At 40.3% G+C, this 21,246-nt stretch carries 14 protein-coding genes; 13 read left to right on the top strand and 1 reads right to left on the bottom strand.

Translation table 11 applies throughout. The features are described 5' to 3' along the window. Positions 1 to 594: 594 nt before the first annotated feature. The 8 genes from QNI15_RS01760 to QNI15_RS01725 all read left to right on the top strand — a co-directional run bounded on the left by QNI15_RS01760 (position 595) and on the right by QNI15_RS01725 (position 12,853). Positions 595 to 2,166, top strand: coding sequence for an alginate export family protein (locus QNI15_RS01760; RefSeq protein ID WP_314030232.1), 1,572 nt, complete (start codon positions 595 to 597; stop codon positions 2,164 to 2,166). A 98-nt stretch (positions 2,167 to 2,264) separates the two neighbouring features. Continuing rightward, the gene (locus QNI15_RS01755) at positions 2,265 to 3,479 is read left to right on the top strand and encodes a CmpA/NrtA family ABC transporter substrate-binding protein (RefSeq protein ID WP_314030231.1); all 1,215 of its coding nucleotides are present in this window, start codon (positions 2,265 to 2,267) and stop codon (positions 3,477 to 3,479) included. Positions 3,480 to 3,578: 99 nt separating this feature from the next. Further along, entirely contained in the window at positions 3,579 to 4,427 is an 849-nt protein-coding gene (locus QNI15_RS01750; protein ID WP_314030229.1) for an ABC transporter permease, read from the top strand. Next, on the top strand, positions 4,414 to 5,331 hold the full coding sequence (locus QNI15_RS01745; protein ID WP_314030227.1) for an ABC transporter ATP-binding protein: 918 nt from the start codon (positions 4,414 to 4,416) through the stop codon (positions 5,329 to 5,331). Before QNI15_RS01750 ends, QNI15_RS01745 begins: the two co-directional genes overlap by 14 nt. Before the next feature lie 446 nt (positions 5,332 to 5,777). Continuing rightward, the gene (locus QNI15_RS01740) at positions 5,778 to 7,070 is read left to right on the top strand and encodes a NarK family nitrate/nitrite MFS transporter (RefSeq protein WP_314030385.1); all 1,293 of its coding nucleotides are present in this window, start codon (positions 5,778 to 5,780) and stop codon (positions 7,068 to 7,070) included. A gap of 138 nt (positions 7,071 to 7,208) precedes the next feature. Further along, a complete protein-coding gene (locus QNI15_RS01735) occupies positions 7,209 to 10,697 on the top strand; it encodes a molybdopterin-dependent oxidoreductase (RefSeq protein ID WP_314030226.1) in 3,489 nt (1,162 codons plus the stop codon). Between the two features lie 28 nt (positions 10,698 to 10,725). Then, complete coding sequence (locus QNI15_RS01730) at positions 10,726 to 12,216, top strand: rubredoxin (RefSeq protein ID WP_314030224.1); 1,491 nt, start codon at positions 10,726 to 10,728, stop codon at positions 12,214 to 12,216. 34 nt (positions 12,217 to 12,250) lie between these two features. Further along, complete coding sequence (locus tag QNI15_RS01725; protein WP_314030223.1) at positions 12,251 to 12,853, top strand: molybdenum cofactor guanylyltransferase; 603 nt, start codon at positions 12,251 to 12,253, stop codon at positions 12,851 to 12,853. 91 nt (positions 12,854 to 12,944) lie between these two features. Here QNI15_RS01725 and QNI15_RS01720 read toward each other — a convergent pair whose 3' ends face one another. Then, a complete protein-coding gene (locus QNI15_RS01720; protein ID WP_313975154.1) occupies positions 12,945 to 13,409 on the bottom strand; it encodes a hypothetical protein in 465 nt (154 codons plus the stop codon). 546 nt (positions 13,410 to 13,955) lie between these two features. On the opposite strand from QNI15_RS01720, the gene QNI15_RS01715 reads away from it, so the two are divergent. The 5 genes from QNI15_RS01715 (at position 13,956) to QNI15_RS01695 (ending at position 21,203) form a co-directional block, all read left to right on the top strand. After that, positions 13,956 to 15,212: a cytochrome c3 family protein gene (locus QNI15_RS01715; protein WP_313993481.1), complete on the top strand. Its 1,257-nt coding sequence runs from the start codon at positions 13,956 to 13,958 to the stop codon at positions 15,210 to 15,212. A gap of 81 nt (positions 15,213 to 15,293) precedes the next feature. Continuing rightward, positions 15,294 to 18,374 (top strand): TAT-variant-translocated molybdopterin oxidoreductase, encoded by a 3,081-nt coding sequence (locus QNI15_RS01710; RefSeq protein ID WP_314030221.1) that lies wholly within the window; start codon positions 15,294 to 15,296, stop codon positions 18,372 to 18,374. A gap of 71 nt (positions 18,375 to 18,445) precedes the next feature. Beyond that, positions 18,446 to 19,879 carry an NrfD/PsrC family molybdoenzyme membrane anchor subunit gene (gene nrfD, locus QNI15_RS01705; RefSeq protein ID WP_313975148.1) on the top strand — a complete coding sequence of 478 codons (1,434 nt, stop codon included), beginning with the start codon at positions 18,446 to 18,448 and terminating at the stop codon, positions 19,877 to 19,879. Positions 19,880 to 19,977: 98 nt separating this feature from the next. Next, positions 19,978 to 20,532 (top strand): DUF3341 domain-containing protein, encoded by a 555-nt coding sequence (locus QNI15_RS01700; protein WP_313975146.1) that lies wholly within the window; start codon positions 19,978 to 19,980, stop codon positions 20,530 to 20,532. A 62-nt stretch (positions 20,533 to 20,594) separates the two neighbouring features. Then, on the top strand, positions 20,595 to 21,203 hold the full coding sequence (locus tag QNI15_RS01695) for a cytochrome c (protein WP_313993475.1): 609 nt from the start codon (positions 20,595 to 20,597) through the stop codon (positions 21,201 to 21,203). Positions 21,204 to 21,246: the final 43 nt, after the last annotated feature.

Here is a 21,246-nt window from a genome sequence, read left to right as displayed (position 1 = left end):
ATAGATAATGTATTTTATGTTGTGACAAGGTTAAAAAATGAACGTTAAAAGTAAGATATACTGTTTTATATTGATCTTGCACTTTAGTTTTAATAGTGTAAAATGATTGTTAACTAAAATTTTGGTAATTAATGGGTTAAAAACAAACCTATTTTTTAAAAATATGAAAATAGTTATATTTAACTATGGTTAATCACAATTTAATATTGATTTAAGTCTTTATACTTATTTTTTATGTGTTTTTTGTTAAAAAAACAGTGTTAAAATTTTGTGTTATATATGAAATGCCGTATTTTTAATCGCAGATAGTAGGTAGTATTACTTAGTATACTTTAGCCCCTTTGAAATCGACAACATAAGCTAGAGCCGCAGCTGAAAGTTGTCAAAAGTAACTCTCCTGGAGAGGAAGATTTTCTGTGTCTTTGTAAAATAGTATTGGACTCATTTTTCCATATAGAAAAATGGTAACGGCTATGTTTTGTCTATCAGGTGGCGGCCTGATAGGTAAAAATAAAAAAGCCTTGCAGGGATGGCGGTCTCTACAAGGCAAACGATAGTTTTAAAATTAGTTCTAACTTAAAACCACACAAAGGTATGTCAAAAAAGTTACATTTTCAAGGCTTGATTGCCCTTTTTGTAACGTTCTGCTCACTCAGTCAGGCTTCGGCGCAGTTTACACTTTCAGGGCAATTACGTACTCGCACTGAGTTACGGGATGGGTTAGGTACCCTGAATCTGAAAGGTGCAAAACCTGCATTTTTTACCTCTCAACGCGCTCGTCTGGCATTTGGCTATAAATGGGATCGGCTGCTGTTCAATTTTTCTGTACAGGATGTGCGGGTATGGGGACAGGATGCCTCTTCTATTAGTAATGCGGATGGGAGCCGCTTTATGGTTCATGAAGCCTGGGGAGAAGTAACACTGGCTAATAGTGCTGATACTACCATTAAATTTAAACTGGTAGAAAATCTCTCTTTTAAAATTGGCCGTCAGACGCTTATCTATGATGATGTGCGGTTGCTCGGTGACCTGGACTGGTTGCAGCAGGCTCGTCGCCATGATGCTGCCTTACTCAAAGCGCAACACAAAGGCTGGCAGGTTGATCTGGGGGCTGGTTTTAATCAGAATACCGATGCTTTTGGCGTTACGGGGACAAACTATGTAGCGGCCAATGTACCTGCTTACACTACAGATACCAAAGGAAATCTTGTCGCTGTGCCTGGTGGCTTTATCCCTACTAATGGAAAAGGAGGGAGCCTGCGTCTGGCTAACAATCCTAGTACCAATGGCATGAATCAGATGTACAAGTCCATGCAGTTTCTGTATGTGAGTCGTAAGTTTGGTCAGACAAAAGTTTCCGGACTGCTCTTCAAAGATGATTTTAGTAAGTATCGTTCTGACTCTATCCGCAATATTTCCGGAGCTGATACAGGCTATGTATATGGACGCCGATATGATCAGACAGGTGTAAACAGCCGTATCACCTATGGACTGATGATTAATAAGACTATTGGCAATGCTTCTGGCTTTAAAACCAATATAACAGCGGCTGCCTACTGGCAAAGTGGAAAGAATAAAGATGGAAGAAATCTGAAAGCCAGTCACTATACAGTAGCGCTGACATTCCAGAGAGGTAAATTCAGCTTTGGCCCTGGTTGGGATTATCTGTCCGGCAATGAAGCTGTTGGAGGAGGTACAGGTGCTGCTTCTATATCTACTACTGACAATCGTTTTGATCCGCTGTATGGTACACCACACAAGTTCTGGGGATATATGGATTATTTCTATGTAGGAACAGGTTCTGCAGTTGGTGGCCTGAATAACATCTACTTCAAAACAAAGTATACTGCCAAAGATTTCTTTATCGCATTAGACTACCATCATTTTTCGCTGGTTAAGTCCCAATACCTGAAAGGAACAGATGGCAAAGCCAGCACCCGCTTTAGCAATGGTATGGGAAGCGAAGTGGATCTGATTGTAAACTATAACCTCAGTAAGTTTACTAATCTGGAGCTGGGATATTGCTTTATGAAAGCAACTAACACACTGGAGTATGCCAAACTGGGATCTGTAGATAAGGCTGACCAAAGTCCGCAATGGGCCTATCTGATGATCAATATCCGTCCGGATTTCTTCTTTGCCAAACCTGTTGCCATTAAGCAATAAGTTATTCTTTCATTACATACTGAGTAGTGCCTAAGGGTAGATTCTACCTTTCCGACCACTCTATTGCCTGAACTTTTCAACCTTAACTGAATCTGATCATGAAAAAAATAAAGACAGTTGTCCAAACAGTAGTATTTGCTCTGGTAGTATTGATGCTTTCTTCTGCCGCAGGTCCAAATGCGCCTAAAAAGGTAATTAAGCTGGGTTTTATACCGCTTACCGATTGTGCCCCACTGGTAGTTGCCAAAGAAATGGGATTTTTTCAGAAATATGGAGTAGAAGTACAGTTAAGCAAAGAGGCTTCCTGGGCCAATGTGCGTGACAAAATCCTAAATGGAGAATTACAGGGAGCGCATTGTCTGTTTAGTATGCCATTTTCAGTCTATACAGGCGTAGGAGGAAAGCCGGGTGCTGAAATGAAAATCGCTATGGTGTTGAATAACAATGGTCAGGGTATCACTCTCTCCAAAGAGTTTTGCGGACTAGCTGGTTTTAAAGAATACAAAAAAGTAGCCCCGGCAGTAAAAGCTGTTCAGGCTAAGAAAGAAGTGACTTTTGCCATGACGTTCCCGGGTGGTACACATGATATCTGGCTTCGTAACTGGCTTGCTGCCTGTGGAGTTAATCAAAAATCAGTTGGCATCATCACAATTCCTCCTCCTCAAATGGTTTCCAATATGAAGGTCGACAATATGGAAGGTTTTTGTGTAGGTGAACCCTGGAATGGAGTAGCTGCTACTCAGAATATCGGATTTACCCATGTTGCCAGTCAGGATATCTGGAAGCACCATCCTGAAAAGGCATTGGTGGTAAACAAAGAATTTGCAGAAGCCAGCAAAGAAGATCTGAAAAACGTAATGAAAGCAATTCTGGAAGCCTGTAAATGGCTAGACAATATGAGTAACCGCAAAAAAGCTGCCGGATGGTTGACCAAACCCAATTATGTCAATGCACCTCTGGCTGTCATTGAAGCCCGTTTGCTAGGATCTAACGATCTGGGATGTGATCTGGGTGTGCAAAAATACAAAGATGACTACATGACATTCTTTAACAATGGTTTTGTGAATGCCCCCCGTAAATCGCATGGCATCTGGTTTATGGCACAATATGTACGTTTTGGCTACCTGAAGTCCGATCCTGAATATAAGGCTATTGCCGAAAAGCTGGTACTGGATGACCTGTATAATGAAGTAGCAAAAAGTATGAATGTGACTTTGCCTGGTGATGATATGAAACCGTTTAAGATCACCATCGATCCTACACCTTTTGATCCTAATAATCCGGAACAGTATGTGTCGCTGGCTAAAAAATAGGTAGCCTGATCCTTTATTCAACTCACTATACGTACCAAAAAACTTACTATTCTCCCGGTAAGCCCTCCCCAATCAGGGAGGCAGGAGGGAGACTGCTGTATGACCAAATTATTCTCTTTACGCATCTGGATGCCTGTGCTCTATTTTGTAGGAAGTATATTGTTGCTGCTGGGAATATGGACATTGATAGCCTGGTGTAACCGCAATCCCGAAGCAACCGATCTGGTGGAGAGGTATCCATTACCCACTCCATTGATGACACTGGATGTATTGAGTGAAATTTTTGCTAATCCTTTTCAGAATGATCCGGATGTAAAAGGTATTGGAACAAAGCTGATTGGTTCGCTGATGCGGGTAGGGATTGGCTTCGGATTAGGTAGTTTAATCGCTATTCCATTGGGATTATTATTAGGTTCCAGCAAGTTTATGATGAGCCTGATCAATCCTATTGTACAGATTCTGCGTCCGGTATCTCCTCTGGCATGGTATCCATTAGGACTAGCCGTGTTTTCTGCTACCGGAGGCGGCGACGGACTGATGAATCCTTCCTCAAAGGCTGCTATTTTTATGATTTTCATCTGCTCTTTGTGGCCTACACTTATCAATACTGCCTTTGGAGTAGCTTCTATCCCTCAGGATCACAAGAATGTAGGCAAGGCGTTTGGCTTTTCTGTCTGGAAATATATTACCCGCATTTTGCTGCCTTATAGTCTGCCCCATATTGTGACAGGATTAAAACTAAGTATTGGAGTAGCCTGGATGGTCATTGTGGCTGGGGAAATGCTCTCCGGTGGAGATGGACTAGGGTTCTTTGTCTGGGAAGAGGGCTTTAATGCAGGCAAGACAACACATATTATTGTGGCTATCCTGATCATCGGTATTGTAGGATTCATACTCGATAAATTTTTCTCTTCACTTCAAAAGGCTTTCTCTTATGATGCAAAATAACTATGCAACCCCTCAAGCCGGTTCTTCTATGGATAACTCAGACAAACAGGTATTAGCAAAGATGGTTGATTCTGCCAGTGCCTTTCATAAAGTGGTGGCACAACCACAAACCAGTGTCTCCATTAAAGATGTTACTGTATCATTCAAAACGCCCAAAGGAATCTATACAGCTGTTAAAAGTATAGACCTGGATATCCGGAAAGGAGAGATTGTGGCTCTGATCGGGCATTCAGGCTGTGGTAAATCTACCCTGATGAATACGATCAGTGGTATGGTAAAACCAAGCAATGGGGAAGTAATTGCCAATGGCAAACGGGTAACAGGACCCGGTCCTGACAGAGGCATTGTTTTTCAGAACTATTCCTTGTTGCCCTGGCTATCTGTATATCGGAATATCTATGAAGCAGTTGACTCGGTAATGAAAGATATGTCCAGTGCCGAAAAGAAGGACCATGTAGAGCAAAATCTGAAGATGGTTCACCTCTATGAGCATAAAGACAAGTTGCCAGGTCAGCTTTCAGGTGGTATGAAACAACGAGTGGCTATTGCACGGGCATTTGCCATAAATCCGAGTATTCTGTTGCTGGATGAGCCTTTTGGTGCGTTGGATGCACTGACCAAAAGCAATATGCATGTAGAACTATTAAAATTATGGAATCTGGATAATCGCAACAAGACCATTATTATGGTAACACATGATATTGAGGAAGCGATATTCCTGGCAGATCGTGTAGTAGTGATGAACAATGGACCTGCAGCTACTATCAAAGAAATTGTCGATGTGCCTCTGGAGCGTCCCCGAAATAAGAAAGAAATTGTACATTATCCTCTCTATATGGAGACACATGACAAGCTGCTAAGCTTATTGCTGGATAAGTTTTCGATTGAGGATGAGGTGGAATAAGGCTATCATGCCAATCTACTGCTCATATCTTCTTAAAATAATAAGTGAAAAATCTCTTTGTGTGGCCTCTTTCATTTGTTTCAGACACTGAAATGCCTGCAGAGAGATTTGCTTTTTCTGGCATATAATATTCTAATCAAATACAGGTTCATAGTGTTTTATTTTGATAAATATAATAAAACTGATTTTCGATTGTGTGTTTTAAATAAAGTGCAAAATTTTAGTTAAAAATACTCAATAAAATTTTGTGCAAATAAAGTATGTTTTTAAATTTGGTTAGGTTAAAAAATAAAGCCATTATTTGAGAAAATATAATTTTTTAGTCTAATATCGTTTGTTTTTGCTATGTATTTTTTAAAAAGTAGATATGTTTTGAAAATGTAGGTTTAAATATAGAGTCGTTTTTGAATAGTATAAAATACTTAATAAGCTAAAACAAAACTATGATGAATTTAAGTAATAAACCTCTGGAGAAACTAAATGTCCTCAGCTTTAAAGGGGTACAGATGCGTACCTTCCACATTACATGGCTTACATTCTTTGCCTGTTTTTTCGGATGGTTTGGATTGGCGCCATTGATGCCCACTATTCGCGAAGATTTAGGTTTAACCAAAGCACAAGTTGGAAACACCGTAATTGCCGCTGTTTCTGCTACTATTTTTGCCCGGCTTCTTATCGGACGTTTGTGTGATATCTGGGGGCCCCGAAAAACCTATACAGCTTTACTGGTGATAGGATCCATTCCGGTCATGCTGGTTGGACTTGCCAATGACTATACTTCTTTTCTGTTGTTTCGGTTAGCCATTGGCATCATCGGAGCCTCGTTTGTTATTACTCAGTACCATACAACCACCATGTTTGCCCCTAAGATAAAAGGAACTGCCAATGCTGTTGCTGGTGGATGGGGCAATCTGGGTGGTGGTGTGACGTTGATGGTAATGCCGTTGATTTTTGCTGCCATTGTAGGGGCAGGCTATACCAAACATGATGCCTGGCGATATGCTATGATTGTTCCGGGAGTGATGTTGCTGGTTATGGCAGTGATTTACTATTTCTTTACACAAGATACTCCTGCCGGAAATTTTTCAGAAATCAACCGTAAACGGGAAAGTAAGAAGTTCTCATGGGCAGTGTTGGCTGACTGGAGGGTATGGGCACTGGCTTTTGCGTATGCTGTTTGCTTTGGTATGGAAATTACATTTGATGGAGTCGCCACACTGCATTTTGTCGATTCATTTAAGTTGGATCAGTCCTCTGCCGGTTTCTGGGCTGGTGTATTTGGTGGCATGAACCTGTTTGCCAGAGCTGTAGGAGGTATCATTGCTGATAAAGTAGGAAATAAATATGGTATGAAAGGCAAAGGTTGGTTATTGGGGATTGTGCTGGCTCTGGAAGGTTTGGGACTGGTATTATTTTCACAAGCCAATACATTAGGCTTCGCTATTGTAGCCATGCTGACATTTGCTATGTTTCTGAAAATGGCTAACGGAACCACCTATGCGATTGTCCCTTTTATTAATCAAAAGCATGTTGGTACTGTAGCTGGAATAGTAGGAGCAGGAGGAAATGTAGGAGGGATGTTATTTGGTTTCCTGTTCAAGGCTGAATCCATTACCTATGCTCAGGCATTTATGTATATAGGTGCCATTGTAACCGTAGTTGCATTAATTGTTTTTCTTACCCGTTTTGATAAAGTAGCTCAGCCCGAAACTGCCGCACAAACGGCTGGTGCTATATGATGCCAACGCTATAACTCTATGTATAGCCATTCATGAAGCTGTTTCTGTGAGAGTAAGTCGTGCCTCCCAAAGGTTTGACTTACTTTTCTCGCAGGTTTTTCTGACTTTATAGATTCTACGAGCAAAATCCCTATATACATGGAATACAAATCGACGTGCTGTTATTGTGGTACAGGGTGTGGCGTCATTGTCCGGAAAGACAAAATGGGCAAGCTAACTGTAGAGGGAGATCCTGACCATCCGGTAAACCGTGGGATGTTATGTTCCAAAGGGATGAATCTGCATTATACCGTGATGGATAAGTCAGACAGACTGTTCTATCCGGAAATGCGGTTTAACAAAAATATGCCACGTCAGCGGGTAAGCTGGGACGATGCTATGGAACGTACCGCAGCGGTATTTCGTACGTTGATTGACAAATATGGACCTGATTCTGTTGCCTTTTATGCTTCCGGACAATGTCTTACAGAGGAATACTATGTAATCAATAAGCTGATCAAGGGATTTATCGGGAGCAATAATATTGATACAAACTCCCGTTTGTGTATGAGTTCGGCTGTGGTAGGTTATAAAATGTCATTGGGTGAAGATAGTGTTCCGGTTTGCTATGATGATATTGAGTTATCAGATTGTATTTATGTAACAGGAGCTAACCCTGCCTGGTGTCACCCGATTATCTGGCGTAGGGTAGAAGCCCATAAAGCAGCTAATCCACATGTAAAGATTATTGTTGCTGACCCTCGTCGGACTCAAACATGTGCCATTGCGGATGTGCATCTGCAAATCAATCCGGGCACAGATGTAATTCTGAATCATGCTCTGGGACGACTCCTGATCGAACAGGGAGATATTGATGCTGATTTTGTGAAAAACCATACCGAAGGCTATGAGGTGTATAGGGAGTCAGTGATGCGTCGTAGTATTCAAGAAGCAGCAGAATTATGTGGAATAGAAGAAGAAGAGCTTCGTAAAGCAGCAGGCTATATAGGAGATGCCAAAGGCTTTCTGACTATGTGGACAATGGGACTGAATCAGAGTGTGATTGGCGTGAATAAAAACCTGAGTCTGATCAACCTTAACCTGATCACCGGACACATTGGAGAGCCTGGTTCCGGACCTTTTTCACTAACTGGTCAACCCAATGCAATGGGAGGCCGGGAAGTAGGTGGGCTATCAAATCTGTTGCCTGCTCACCGGGATTTACTAAATCCTGCTCATCGGGAAGAAGTGCAGAAGTTCTGGGGCGGAACGCAGATCTCTCCCAAACCCGGCCTAACAGCTACTGAAATGTTTTCGGCTCTTAACGAAGGCAAGCTAAAAGCTGTCTGGATTATATGTACCAATCCATTGATTAGTTTGCCGGATGTACGAATAGCAGAAGAAGCACTTAAAAAGGCAAAATTTGTTGTAGTACAGGACATTTCCAACAAGGTCGAAACACTCAAATATGCCGATGTAGTGTTTCCTGCTGCTGCCTGGACAGAAAAAGAAGGCACAATGACCAATGCAGAGCGTCGTATTTCCTATCTGCATAAACTAACAGAAGCCCCGGGAGAAGCACTACCAGATGCTGAAATTATCTGTCGGTTTGCCCGCAAAATGGGCTACAAAGGATTTGACTATAAAAATGCAGAGGAAATCTATCTGGAGCATTGTGCCCTTACCAAAGGTACACACATTGACATTCATGGGCTAAATTACACTATTCTGAAAGAAAAAACGGTTCAGTGGCCTTTGACTTCCATAAATGAGACAAAAGGGACTGGACTATTTACAGATAAAAAATTTTACACAGCTACCCAAAAGGCTGTCATTCATACAGTTCCCGATGAGAATCAATCAGAACTCCCGGATGCTGATTTTCCTCTGATACTTACCACAGGAAGAATCCGCGATCAATGGCATACCCGTAGTAAAACAGGAAAGGTAAATAAACTGAATCAGCATATTGCAGAAGCATTTCTGGAAATTCATCCGGACGATGCAGCTCTGAGAGGAATCGAAGATGGAAATCTGGTGGATGTCACTACCAGAAGAGGACAAGTACGTGTAAAAGCAAAGTTTTCGGAAGATATTAAAAGAGGTGTTGTATTTCTACCCATGCATTGGGGAAAAGTCCTGAATAGTGATCTGAATCGAGCCAATAATCTCACAAACAATCTGGTTGATCCGAAATCCAAAGAGCCTGATTTTAAATTTTGTGCCGTTCAGGTAGAGAAATACCAGAAAATCAGACAGAAGATTATCGTAGTCGGCGCAGGAGCCGGTTCCTTTGGATTTGTGAAATCGTACAGGGCCTTGAATACTGAAGATGAGATCACGACTTTCAGCAAAGAAAATTTTCCGTTTTATAACCGGGTAATGCTTCCGGATTATATCAGTGGACACCAGAAATGGGAACAACTGGTAAAGATGAAAGATGAGGAAGAAGATGATCTCCGTATCCGGCTGCATCGGGGTGTAAGCATTGAACAGATTGACAGGAGTAGTAAAAGAGTATTGGATAGTAATGGAAACTGGCATTCCTATGATCTGTTAATTCTGGCAACAGGTAGCAGAGCTGCTACATTACGAGATGTACCTCCGCTGAAAGGTATCTTTACTATGCGAAGCCGGTATGATGCTGATAGCTTTAAGAAGCATCTTCAACCTGGTTCACATGTAGTAATAGTAGGAGGTGGGCTACTAGGAATTGAACTGGCTGCTTCTTTACGGGAGATCAATTTCTCTGTAACTGTTGTGCATCGTGTCTCCAGGTTAATGGGCAAACAACTGGATGTCTTGGGAAGTCAGTTATTACATGAAGAACTAGTAGATAAAGGGATTGATGTCTACTACAACGATGAGATTCAGGCGTTTTTGGGGAGAGATACCATTGAAGGATTACGGATGAAAAGTGGTCGCGTTATTCAATGCCAGGCGTTAGTGGCTGCAATTGGAACTTCTCCAAATATTGAGATAGCCAAAGCTGCAGAGCTTCATTGTAAACGAGGTGTAGTGGTAAACGAATACCTGCAAACTTCTGATCCTTCTATATATGCCATTGGCGAGATAGCTGAATTTCAAGGGAATTTATATGGTGTTACCTCAGCCGCTGAACAACAGGCAGAGGTGGTAGCCCGCTATCTGAATGGAGATATTGCCTCCTACTATGAAGGATCATTATTGATGAATATTCTGAAAATGCAGGGTACGGACCTCTGTTCCCTGGGTATGGCAGAAGCTCCTGCAGATAATCCGGAATACGAAGAAGTCGTATTTATTGATAAAGCCAAGCGGTATTATAAAAAATGCATCATTCTCAATGATCGGCTGGTAGGTGCTATTCTGATTGGAGATAAAACAGAGTTTATGGAGTTCAAGGATCTCATACAGAAAAAGATGGAGCTATCCGAAAAGAGACTGGAGCTATTGCGTTCAGGGAAAAAGGCGGAGCCTATTCAGGGAAAACTCGTTTGTTCCTGTGGTGGAGTAGGAGAGGGAAATATTCAGAATAAGATTCGGGAAGGATGTACAGAACTCAAGCAGTTGTGTCAGGCTTCCGGAGCTGGGCTTGGTTGTGGTTCCTGCCGACCGGAAGTACAGGCTATTCTGGAGAAGCATCTACAGGTAGCAGCGGAAGTTTGATATTGTAAATTTTAATGGAAAAGAAATTATGCGCCATTCCTATATTGTAAAAATCAATTTTACAGGAGGTATCGTACCTGCCGGACAATTGCAGCAGATTCTGGGGATTCTGGAGCATGCCCGGGTGCGTCATGTCCGTTTTGGTTTGCGCCAGCAATTATTAATAGAAGTTGTTGCTGAAGAATATGAGACGCTTGATACTTTATTAAAGCAACACAACATTGTCTATGAGTTTGACACCGGACAGTATCCTAATATTGTGAGTTCTTATCCTGCTGAGGAAATTTTTAGCGCAGATAACTGGCTGGGTGAAGGTATCTATAAAGACATTTTTGATTTATTTGACTATAGACCTCAGTTAAAAATCAATATCTCAGATAACAACCAGAGTTTCTCTCCTTTCTTTACAGGTAATATAAACTGGATAGCCTCTTCTCATGCTCACTTCTGGTACCTGTATGTCCGATTTCCTAAAACCAATTCTATTTTTGCCTGGAAAGAGTTGATTTACAGCAATGATATTCCGCAAGTATCCAAAACAATTGAAAAAATAATCTGGGAGGATAAAGTGGCTTTCTATGCAAACGATCAGGCTGAAGGAGATAAATTAGCCATATTGGTAAAACAACAATGTGAATACATTGCCAAACCTGCAAAAGAACCTTTAGAATTATCACCATTCCGATTGCCTTATTATGAGGGATTTAATCGCTATGGTGATAAAACCTGGTTGGGAATTTACCGGAGAGATGAATCGTTTCCAGTAAACTTTCTGATGGATATATGCAAAGCCTGTAACCAGACAAAGATAGGGCAGGTATGTGTAACAAGCTGGAAGTCGCTAATTATTAAAGGGATTGAAGCCAAATACCGATTGGTTTGGGATAAAGTACTAACCCGACATCAGATTAATGTACGTCATGCTGCCAATGAACTCAACTGGCAAATAGAAGATGAAAGTATAGAAGGATTAGAGTTGAAGCAGCAACTAGTAAAACATCTGGATGCAAATGATCTGCGTACTTTCGGACTGAGTTTTGCTATTCAGACACGGCCTAAGTCGGAATTGTTTGGCTGTGTAATTATTCGTAAAAAGCCGGTATTACGTTTTGGCGATTATACAATACTAAGTTTGTATGATATTCTCTACACAGATGATTTTAATCCCAATAGTCGAAAATTATACGTTTTTGAGAAAAATCTTTTAAAATCTTACCTTGGAGAACAGGTAAGACGATTTTGCAAAACCTATTTACGTACCCGTATCGGCCAGCAAAACGAAGATTTATTTGCACAACCTGTTGAAGAAACCATGCTGTCAGGTGAAACTTCTATACCAGATTTTGTGTATCAGTGTAAGCATTGTTATTCTGTATATGATCCGTTGGTTGGTGAACCAGAGTCTAACATCCTGGCTTTAACGTCATTTGACACATTACCAGAATCCTACTGTTGTCCACTATGTGAAGCTGGAAAAACAGAATTTATCAGAAAAGAGCGAAGTATGATTTTTGTGTAACAGTATTGTTAGAATTATATTATAGTGTAACTATATGATAAACAGAGATCTGGCTGGATTAATATTATGTGGAGGATACAGTTCCCGGATGGGCTCTGACAAAGGACTTTTGTTGCATACGGATGGGTATTGGGTACAGAAAGCCATTGATAAGCTGGAATCTCTGGGATTTTCTGTATGGGTCTCTGTTCGGGAGGAACAACAAACTATCTACAGCTCTATACTCTCTTCCGACAAACTTCTTACAGATGCAGTATCTGTTCAAGGACCTTTGGCTGGGTTACTTACTGCCCATCAATGCTTTCCTGAGCGAGATTGGCTTGTAGTAGCCTGTGATATGATTGATATGACTCAATCTGTGTTGAAACAAGTAATAGACGCCTATCAATATTCAGAGAAATATGATTGTTTCGTTTTTGAGCAGGAAGGAAAATGGGAGCCTCTGTGTGCAATTTATACAAAGATAGCTCTGGAGAAGTTCCTTATATTAGCAAAACAAGGCCAATTACCTTCTCAAAGCATGAAATATTTTATAGAGAAAAGTCATCCCTGTTTTCTGCCTATTACATCCGATTCTTATCCTGCTTTCAGAAATTATAATCAACCGGATGATTTGAAAATAAAAAATCCCCTTTGAATTACTTCAAAGAGGATGCTGAAGAGAGTTTACTTTTGCTCAGACACTTATGGGTTGCTCAATATTATACTCGTTATCTTGTAAACGGGGGCTATCCCGCTATTTTAGATTCTAATTTAATCTGTATATCCTCAATATATATTTTTCGGACAACATCTCCCTCTGTATTAAAATAAATTTGTTCTCCTACCATTTTCCCATTCCGGTACTCAATAATAGATTCGACATATTTTCCTACCTTCTCTTTGCCTAGTGTAATTCCGTAATTGTATTTGATCCCTGTGAATACCTCTTCCTGAAAACGTCCGAAATACTTATGTAGTGGTGTCCATCCATTGAAATCCATCTCAGCCAGTTTCTCTCCTTCGCGATAGTCCAAATGATAGTCAGTAATCTCATTTCCCAGCGTTACACGCACAGTAGTAGAGCTTACTCTCTGATTATAAGTACCTTTATTCGTTCTCACTTTAGTTGTATCGTTACTGGGTTGGGACTTATTTACATATGCATTGCCAGTTGCAAACATAGTTTTGAATGTATCAGTAAACGGATTCATAGTCAATCTGGATTTTAGTTACTCTACATCCGAAATTGAACCCTATTGGTAACCTCCGAAAACTGAGTAGTATGTGTATAAATCTTACATACGAAATAAAATAGGTATACCTCACCAAATGCCGAGTATATACCGCATTTCTGGTTTTATTTTAGTAAAAATAGGATTATTTAAAGAGGAAGAGAATTTGTTACAGACTTTGAAAATCTAAGCAGATTTTAAGGATTTTTCAACTGAAAAGATCTTTTATATTATATAAATATTCACTTTTAATGTATGGAAGGTAAATAATGAAAAAAAGGAGTAGATTCTAGGTAGTTAATTGGGTAGGAATTTATTTAAAATGATTCTAAATTATTGATTTTATATGAAAAAATAATTTACAAGTAGTTGATTATTAGATACATTTGGCGGGTGTGTAATAAGGAGGTAATATCTACCTGTTTTTGTAATAAAAATATATTTGCTAAAAAAAAAACCGATACTACCTTTGTACGCCTATTATAAGACCTCATAGTGAAACTTCTTAGACCAAGTAAATTTAATATGCACATAGTCAAGTATTTACGCCCTATTTGGCGTGGTTGTTCCATGGTACTATTGCTGGCTGCACTTACTTGTAGCACAGTATGGGCGCAAGGTGCTGCACCTGCTGCATCTGGGGGTGGAGACGCTGCCGCTGGCGAGGCCCTTTTTAAAAATAACTGTGCTGCATGTCATGCTGCCAGTGATGAAGTAGTTGTAGGTCCAGGATTAAAAGGAGTAATGACAAGAGTTCCTAATAAAGACTGGGTTTACAAGTGGGTGAAAAATTCTTCTGCTGTTATAGCAAGTGGAGATGCGTACGGAAACCAGATTTTTAACAAATATAATAAGCTGCAAATGCAATCCTTTCCGGATTTGCAAAATGCAGATATTGACAATATTCTGGCTTACGTGGAATCTGCTGCTACTGCTGCACCTACTGCTGATCAGGCAAAAGCTGACGGACAAGGTGGTGCAACTGCTGCTCCGGCAGAAAGCGGTTTGTCAACACAATATTTTACTATCATCCTGGTTGCGTTGCTGGTTGTTCTGGCCTTAGTGCTGCTTGTATTAATAATGATTATTACATTGTTGACTAAGTTCTTAAGCAATCGCAAAGATTTATCTGATGATGATCGTGAATTGCTGGAGCAACGTACTGACATTGGTAAAATACTGCAAAGTGCTGTAGTAAAAGGCGCAGTATTGATCATAGCTGTATTATTATTAGGTAAAATAGGGTTGGATAGTGTAATGCGTATTGGTATAGCACAAGGTTATGCTCCAAAGCAGCCTATTGCATATTCTCACAAATTGCATGCCGGAGAATATAAAATTAACTGTGCATATTGTCATACTTCTGTATATAAAGGTAAAAATGCAAGTATTCCTTCCGCTAATATTTGTATGAATTGCCATAGTGTCATTAAAAACTCCTCTCCGGAAATTAAGAAACTCTACACTGCTATTGAAAATAATCAGCCGATCGAGTGGATTCGTGTTCACAACCTTCCTGATCATGCGTATTTCAATCACTCTCAACATACCAATGTGGGTGGATTAGCCTGTCAGAACTGTCATGGAGATATTGAGAAGATGGAAGTAGTTGAGCAAGTTGCTCCTCTGACTATGGGATGGTGTATCGATTGCCACCGTAAAACTGAGGTTAATACCAAAGGTAATGCTTATTATGATAAATTAGTGGCTATTCATGCCAGCAAGGAGCCTATGAAAGTGGCTACTATTGGTGGTATCGAGTGTTCTAAATGTCACTATTAATTTAACAATATATAAGGCAGGTCACTCTGCCTTTCATTCATATTATTCACATACGTAAATATATCCGTTTCTATATATATTATGGAAGGCAATAACAAAGTATATTGGAAAGGTCTTGAAGAGCTAAGTAACGATATTCATTTTGTCAAAAACGCAGAGAGAGAATTTCCGGAAGGAACGCCACTGCCAGGTACTGAGGCTGCTGCTAATGCCGACATTATGCCTGCTTCGCGTCGTGACTTTCTGAAGGTGATGGGTTTTGGGATGGCTGCTGTGACATTGGCTGCCTGTGAAGCTCCGGTAAAAAAAGCTATTCCATATCTGAATAAACCTGAAGAAATTGAAGCGTCTATTGCAAATTATTATGCATCTACTTATGTAGATACAGATGGTGATTACAATAGTGTTCTGGTAAAGACACGTGAAGGTCGTCCTATAAAAATTGAACCCAATCCTCTTTCTGGTGTAACTCCTGCTGGTACAAGTGCACGTGCACAAGCTTCTCTATTGAGTTTGTACGATCTGGAGCGTTTGAAAGGGCCATTCAACGGAAAAGAGAAAAAGGCGACAGACTGGAAAAGTGTAGATGCTGCTATTGGTCAGCAATTACAGCAGGTAGCTTCTTCCGGAAAAGCAATCCGTATTGTTTCTTCTACTATTATTAGTCCTTCTACAAAGGCTGCTATCAGAGAGTTTATTGCAAAATATCCAACAGCTCAACATGTAACGTATGATGCAAACTCTTCTGCTGGAATATTAAACGCAAACCAGACATCATTTGGTAAAGCTGTACTTCCATTCTATAATTTTGATAAAGCAGAAGTTATTGTAGGTATTGGTAATGCCGATTTCCTGGGTACTTCTCCTGGAAGTACAACGTACAGCGCTTTGTATGCAAAAACTCGTAAACTGGGTAAGGATAAGAAAAAAATGTCTCGTCACTATCAGTTTGAGAGTACTTTATCTTCAACTGGTGCAAATGCAGACTACCGTACTCCAATCAAATCTTCTCAGGAGGGATTAGTAGCTGCTAATCTATATAATAAAATTGCTAAGAAATTAGGCGCGGCTCCTGTAAGTGCTCCTGCTTTGGATGTGAAAGGATTAGATGATGCTGCCAATGAATTAGCAAGTGCAAAATCTGCTGGTGTGGTAGTAGCAGGTTCTAACGATCCGAATGTACAGACTATTGTCAATGCAATTAATAATCTGTTAGGGTCCTATAGTACTATCATTGATCTAAATGCTCCTCTTACATTGAAAGCCGGCGATGATACAGCAATGGCTAACTTTGCAAAAGAGCTATCTCAGGGACAAGTTGGTGCTGTTTTCTTCTACAATGCAAACCCTGTATATGATTATCCTACAGGAAAGCAATTTGGTGAAGATTTGAAGAAAGCTTCTCTGAAAGTTTCATTCTCTGACCGAATGGATGAAACAACTTCTCTATGTGATTACGTTTGTCCTGACCATAACTTCCTCGAAGCATGGAATGATGCTGAGCCTCGTACAGGTTATTTCAGCTTAGGTCAGCCAACTATCAACCCTATCTTCCAAACTCGTGCTGCTCAGCAAAGCTTGCTGGCTTGGGCTGGAAATACTGTTGAATACGATAAATTTATTCAAAGCTACTGGCGTACAAATCTGTTCTCTTTGCAATCTAAGTATTCTTCTTTCAAAGAGTTTTGGATACATGTATTGCATGATGGCGTTTTTGAACCTAAAAATGCACCTGTTGCAGCTGTCAGTTTTGCAGGAGATGTAAATGCTGCTGCAGCGGCTGTTGGTAAAACAGGTAACAATGGTATCGAATTGGTTCTTTACCAAAAAATCGGTATCGGTAATGGTGCTATGGCTAACAACCCATGGTTACAGGAATTACCTGACCCTATCAGCCGTGCTTGTTGGGATAACTACCTGACTGTTAGCCATAAAATGGCTTCAGAATTAGGTCTGACCCAAAGTGAAGAAGATGGTAACGATCTGGTTACTATTGAAATTCCTGGAAAGCCTGCGATTACATTGCCTGCATTAATTCAACCTGGTCAGGCTGAAGGTACAGTGGGTCTGGCATTGGGTTATGGACGTGAAAAGGCTGGCAAAGCTGCTAACAATGTAGGTGTAAATGCGTATCCATTCGCTTCTGTAAGTGCTTTAGGTGTAGGATATGTAGTGAATGGAGTAAAAGTAACTAAGGCTGGAGAGAAAAGAAAAATTGCTCAGGTTCAGACGCACCATACAATTATGGCTCGTCCTATTGTGCAGGAGGCCAAACTTTCTGAATACCAGAAGAAAGCTAATGCCGGAAGATTTATGCCTAAAGTGGCAACTTCTGAAGGAAAGAAAAAAGCAACAGATATTTCATTATGGCATGGTCATAAATACCAAAACCATTCATGGGGTATGGTTATTGACCTTAATTCCTGTACAGGTTGTGGATCTTGTGTAGTAGCATGTACAGTTGAAAATAACGTTCCTGTTGTAGGTCGTCAGGAAGTAATCAATCGTCGCGAAATGCACTGGTTACGTATTGACCGTTACTACAGCAGCGATGCTCCTAAAGACGATGTGAAAGCATTGGAAGAAGCTTCTGCAAATCCTGAAGTTGTATTCCAACCAATGCTTTGCCAGCATTGTAATAATGCGCCATGTGAGACAGTATGTCCGGTACTGGCAACAACACATAGTTCTGAAGGCTTAAACCAGATGACATATAACCGTTGTTTCGGTACACGTTACTGTGCAAACAACTGTCCATATAAAGTGCGTCGTTTCAACTGGTTTAATTACACTAACGATGAGCGTTTCTCTGATGTAAACTATATGTCACAAACTGATCTGGGTAAAATGGTATTGAATCCAGATGTAACAGTTCGTACACGTGGTGTAATGGAAAAATGTTCAATGTGTGTGCAACGCATTCAGGAAGGAAAATTAAATGCTAAAAAAGAACGCCGCCGTCCGGTAGATGGAGAGATTGCTATGGCTTGCGAAAGCGCATGTTCTACTGGTGCGATTCTTTTTGGAGATATGAATGATCCTGAAAGCCGTATCAGTAAGCTGATTGCTGAAGAGACAGAAGGACGTATGTTCCAGGTATTGGAAGAAATCAATACTCGTCCTCAGATTTCTTATCTGACAAAAATCAGAAATAAAGCATAAACTCCATTATATGGAGGTTTCTTGATAGTTGACTATTTTTCACTGTAATTATAATTTTCAAAATATATACTATGAGTCATGTTACTTCATCCGTAAGACCGCCTCTAGTAACCGGTGGTAAAACCTACGGCGATGTTACTGAAGACATCTGCCGCCAGGTAGAAGGCAAGCCTACGACGTTATGGAATATCGCCTTCCTGATTTCGTTGATTGTCTTAGGTATTGGAGGTTACGGCTTGTATCGGGTTTTTTGGTTCGGTATTGGAGAGTGGGGTTTAAATAAAACAGTAGGTTGGGCATGGGATATTACCAACTTCGTATGGTGGGTAGGTATTGGTCACGCAGGTACATTGATCTCTGCTATCCTTTTGCTTTTCCGTCAGAAATGGAGAACATCTATTAACCGTGCTGCGGAAGCGATGACTATCTTTGCCGTTCTTTGTGCAGGTAGTTACATTCTGATGCACATGGGAAGAACCTGGTTAGCATACTGGGCATTGCCTCTTCCTAATACATTTGGCCCTCTGTGGGTAAACTTTAATTCTCCACTGGTATGGGACGTATTTGCGATCAGTACATATCTGACTGTATCCTTAGTATTCTGGTATATCGGTTTGATTCCTGATCTAGGTACTATCCGTGACCGCGCTAAAAATAAAGTATCTAAAGTTGTATATGGTATTTTGAGTTTTGGGTGGGATGGTGCTGCTAAGACATGGCAACATTATGAGAACGTGAGTTTAGTTCTTGCTGGTTTGTCTACCCCACTTGTACTTTCTGTACACACCATTGTGAGTTTTGACTTTGCGACTTCAGTTATTCCAGGCTGGCACACTACTATCTTCCCTCCATATTTCGTTGCCGGTGCGATCTTCTCCGGATTTGCGATGGTATTAACGCTGATGTTAATTACCAGAGAAGTATTCGGTCTGAAAGATTATATCACAATCGGACACATCGAGTCAATGAACAAAATCATTATGTTGACAGGTTCGATTGTAGGTGTTGCTTATATTACTGAGTTCGTTATTGCCTGGTATTCAGGTGTACAATATGAGCGTTATGCATTTATTAACCGTATGATGGGGCCTTACTGGTGGGCATACTGGTCAATGATGAGTTGTAACGTAATTTCACCTCAGTTATTCTGGATTAAGAAAATTCGTACAAGTGTTGTTGCTACTTTTATCCTGTCTATAGTAGTAAATATCGGTATGTGGTTTGAACGTTTTGTAATCATCGTGACATCTCTGCACCGTGATTATCTGCCTTCAAGCTGGGCTATGTTTGCTCCTACAAAAGTTGACGTACTGGATTATCTGTATACATTCGGATTCTTCTTTACTTGTTTCTTCTTGTTTGCTAAGTTCTTACCTGTGATCAACATAGCTGAGGTGAAGGCAATCCTGAAGTCATCTTCAGAACATGTAGAAGAGCATAAGACTGTAACTTCAGCACAACCTGGTTTCCAGGCACGTCCGGCATTTAATAAAGACGTAGAATAAGAAATGCAGAAATTCCAGATCTTACTTAATAGTTGGATCTGGTTTTAGCATCCATTTATAAAACTTTGTATTATCTTATTTTCCATTTCAGATAACCAATGGAACATCATATTCATAGCGAAAGCGCATTTTTAGTTGGTATTTTTGATGATGAAGACGTACTGATGTCGGGTGTGAAAAAAATCCGTAACAGTGGTGTAAAGATTCATGAAGTGTATACCCCATTTCCTATTCACGGTCTAGACGATGCATTGGGATATTCTCGGAGCTTTATGTCTAAAGCCGCCTTTTTATTTGGTGTTACTGGTTTTACGTGTCTGGTAACATTAATGGTCTGGACAATGGGTTTTGACTGGCCAATGATAGTAGGTGGAAAGGACTACGTTTCTATTCCTGTATTGGTACCGGTTGGTTTTGAAGGTACAGTACTTTTCTCTGCATTAGGAATGGTTGCAACTTTCTTGACTGTGAGTAATTTATATCCTGGAAAGAAGCCGTTTTTATTTGATAGTCGTTGTACAGATGATAAATTTGTAATGGCTATTGATCTGACAAAGAACAAGCTTACTCCTGAAGAAATTACATCTATTATAAAAAATTACGGAGCTATAGAAGTCTCAACCAAATTGGTTCAGGCTGGTGATTTAGATTAATTGAGTACAGTTATAGCTTTAAACGATATTATACAGACTTATTTCGATTCTGTTTCAAGTATATGAATCATCTTAGAAAAGTAACCTTTTTGAGTCTTATAGCAGGTGCGCTGCTTACCGTTGCTTGTCAGCGCGAACATGATGATCCGGGTACAGAATATGCTCCCAACATGTATCATGCTATTTCCTATGAGCCGTTCCGACAAGAAGCGAGCTTTAAGAACCCATATAATAAGTTTGGTAATAACTTATGGCTTCCTGTTCCCGGAACTGTGGCAAGACGTAACTATCAGACAAAGTTTGGCAAAGACAGTACATTTGTGGAAGATTTAATGATTTATAACATTCCTAAAGATAGTATTGGTATTGCTGAAAGAACATTAAAAAACCCTGTTCCTCAAACAGAACAGACCTTGGCCGATGGTAAGGAGTTATATACCCGTTATTGTCAGCATTGTCATGGTGAAACAGGTAAAGGAGATGGCACAGTAGGAAAGGTATTCAAAGGTGTGCCAAACTACAGTGGCTCCGGGTATAAGGACATGAATGATGGACACATCTTTCATGTGATTACTTATGGTAAAGGACGTATGTGGCCTCATGGTTCACAAGTGAATCCTGTTGAGCGGTGGAAAATTGTACAATATGTACATGAACTGCAAAAGCAGTAATAAGAGAGCCTCATTTGTTGAATTTAGTTAGATATCAAATCGC

The sequence above is a fragment of the Xanthocytophaga flava genome (genome assembly GCF_030068545.1).
Classification (GTDB): Bacteria; Bacteroidota; Bacteroidia; order Cytophagales; family 172606-1; genus Xanthocytophaga; species Xanthocytophaga flava.
This window is presented reverse-complemented; position numbering and strand designations above follow the sequence as displayed.

Excerpts from the sequence above, each read along its gene's own strand:
- QNI15_RS01745 (WP_314030227.1), top strand. The coding sequence starts at position 4,414 with ATGATGCAAAATAACTATGCAACCCCTCAAGCCGGTTCTTCTATGGAT.
- QNI15_RS01755 (WP_314030231.1), top strand. The coding sequence starts at position 2,265 with ATGAAAAAAATAAAGACAGTTGTCCAAACAGTAGTATTTGCTCTGGTA.
- QNI15_RS01760 (WP_314030232.1), top strand. The coding sequence starts at position 595 with ATGTCAAAAAAGTTACATTTTCAAGGCTTGATTGCCCTTTTTGTAACG.
- nrfD (WP_313975148.1), top strand. The coding sequence starts at position 18,446 with ATGAGTCATGTTACTTCATCCGTAAGACCGCCTCTAGTAACCGGTGGT.
- QNI15_RS01730 (WP_314030224.1), top strand. The coding sequence starts at position 10,726 with ATGCGCCATTCCTATATTGTAAAAATCAATTTTACAGGAGGTATCGTA.
- QNI15_RS01710 (WP_314030221.1), top strand. The coding sequence starts at position 15,294 with ATGGAAGGCAATAACAAAGTATATTGGAAAGGTCTTGAAGAGCTAAGT.
- QNI15_RS01720 (WP_313975154.1), bottom strand. The coding sequence starts at position 13,409 with ATGAATCCGTTTACTGATACATTCAAAACTATGTTTGCAACTGGCAAT.
- QNI15_RS01735 (WP_314030226.1), top strand. The coding sequence starts at position 7,209 with ATGGAATACAAATCGACGTGCTGTTATTGTGGTACAGGGTGTGGCGTC.
- QNI15_RS01695 (WP_313993475.1), top strand. The coding sequence starts at position 20,595 with ATGAATCATCTTAGAAAAGTAACCTTTTTGAGTCTTATAGCAGGTGCG.
- QNI15_RS01740 (WP_314030385.1), top strand. The coding sequence starts at position 5,778 with ATGAATTTAAGTAATAAACCTCTGGAGAAACTAAATGTCCTCAGCTTT.
- QNI15_RS01715 (WP_313993481.1), top strand. The coding sequence starts at position 13,956 with ATGCACATAGTCAAGTATTTACGCCCTATTTGGCGTGGTTGTTCCATG.
- QNI15_RS01700 (WP_313975146.1), top strand. The coding sequence starts at position 19,978 with ATGGAACATCATATTCATAGCGAAAGCGCATTTTTAGTTGGTATTTTT.
- QNI15_RS01750 (WP_314030229.1), top strand. The coding sequence starts at position 3,579 with ATGACCAAATTATTCTCTTTACGCATCTGGATGCCTGTGCTCTATTTT.
- QNI15_RS01725 (WP_314030223.1), top strand. The coding sequence starts at position 12,251 with ATGATAAACAGAGATCTGGCTGGATTAATATTATGTGGAGGATACAGT.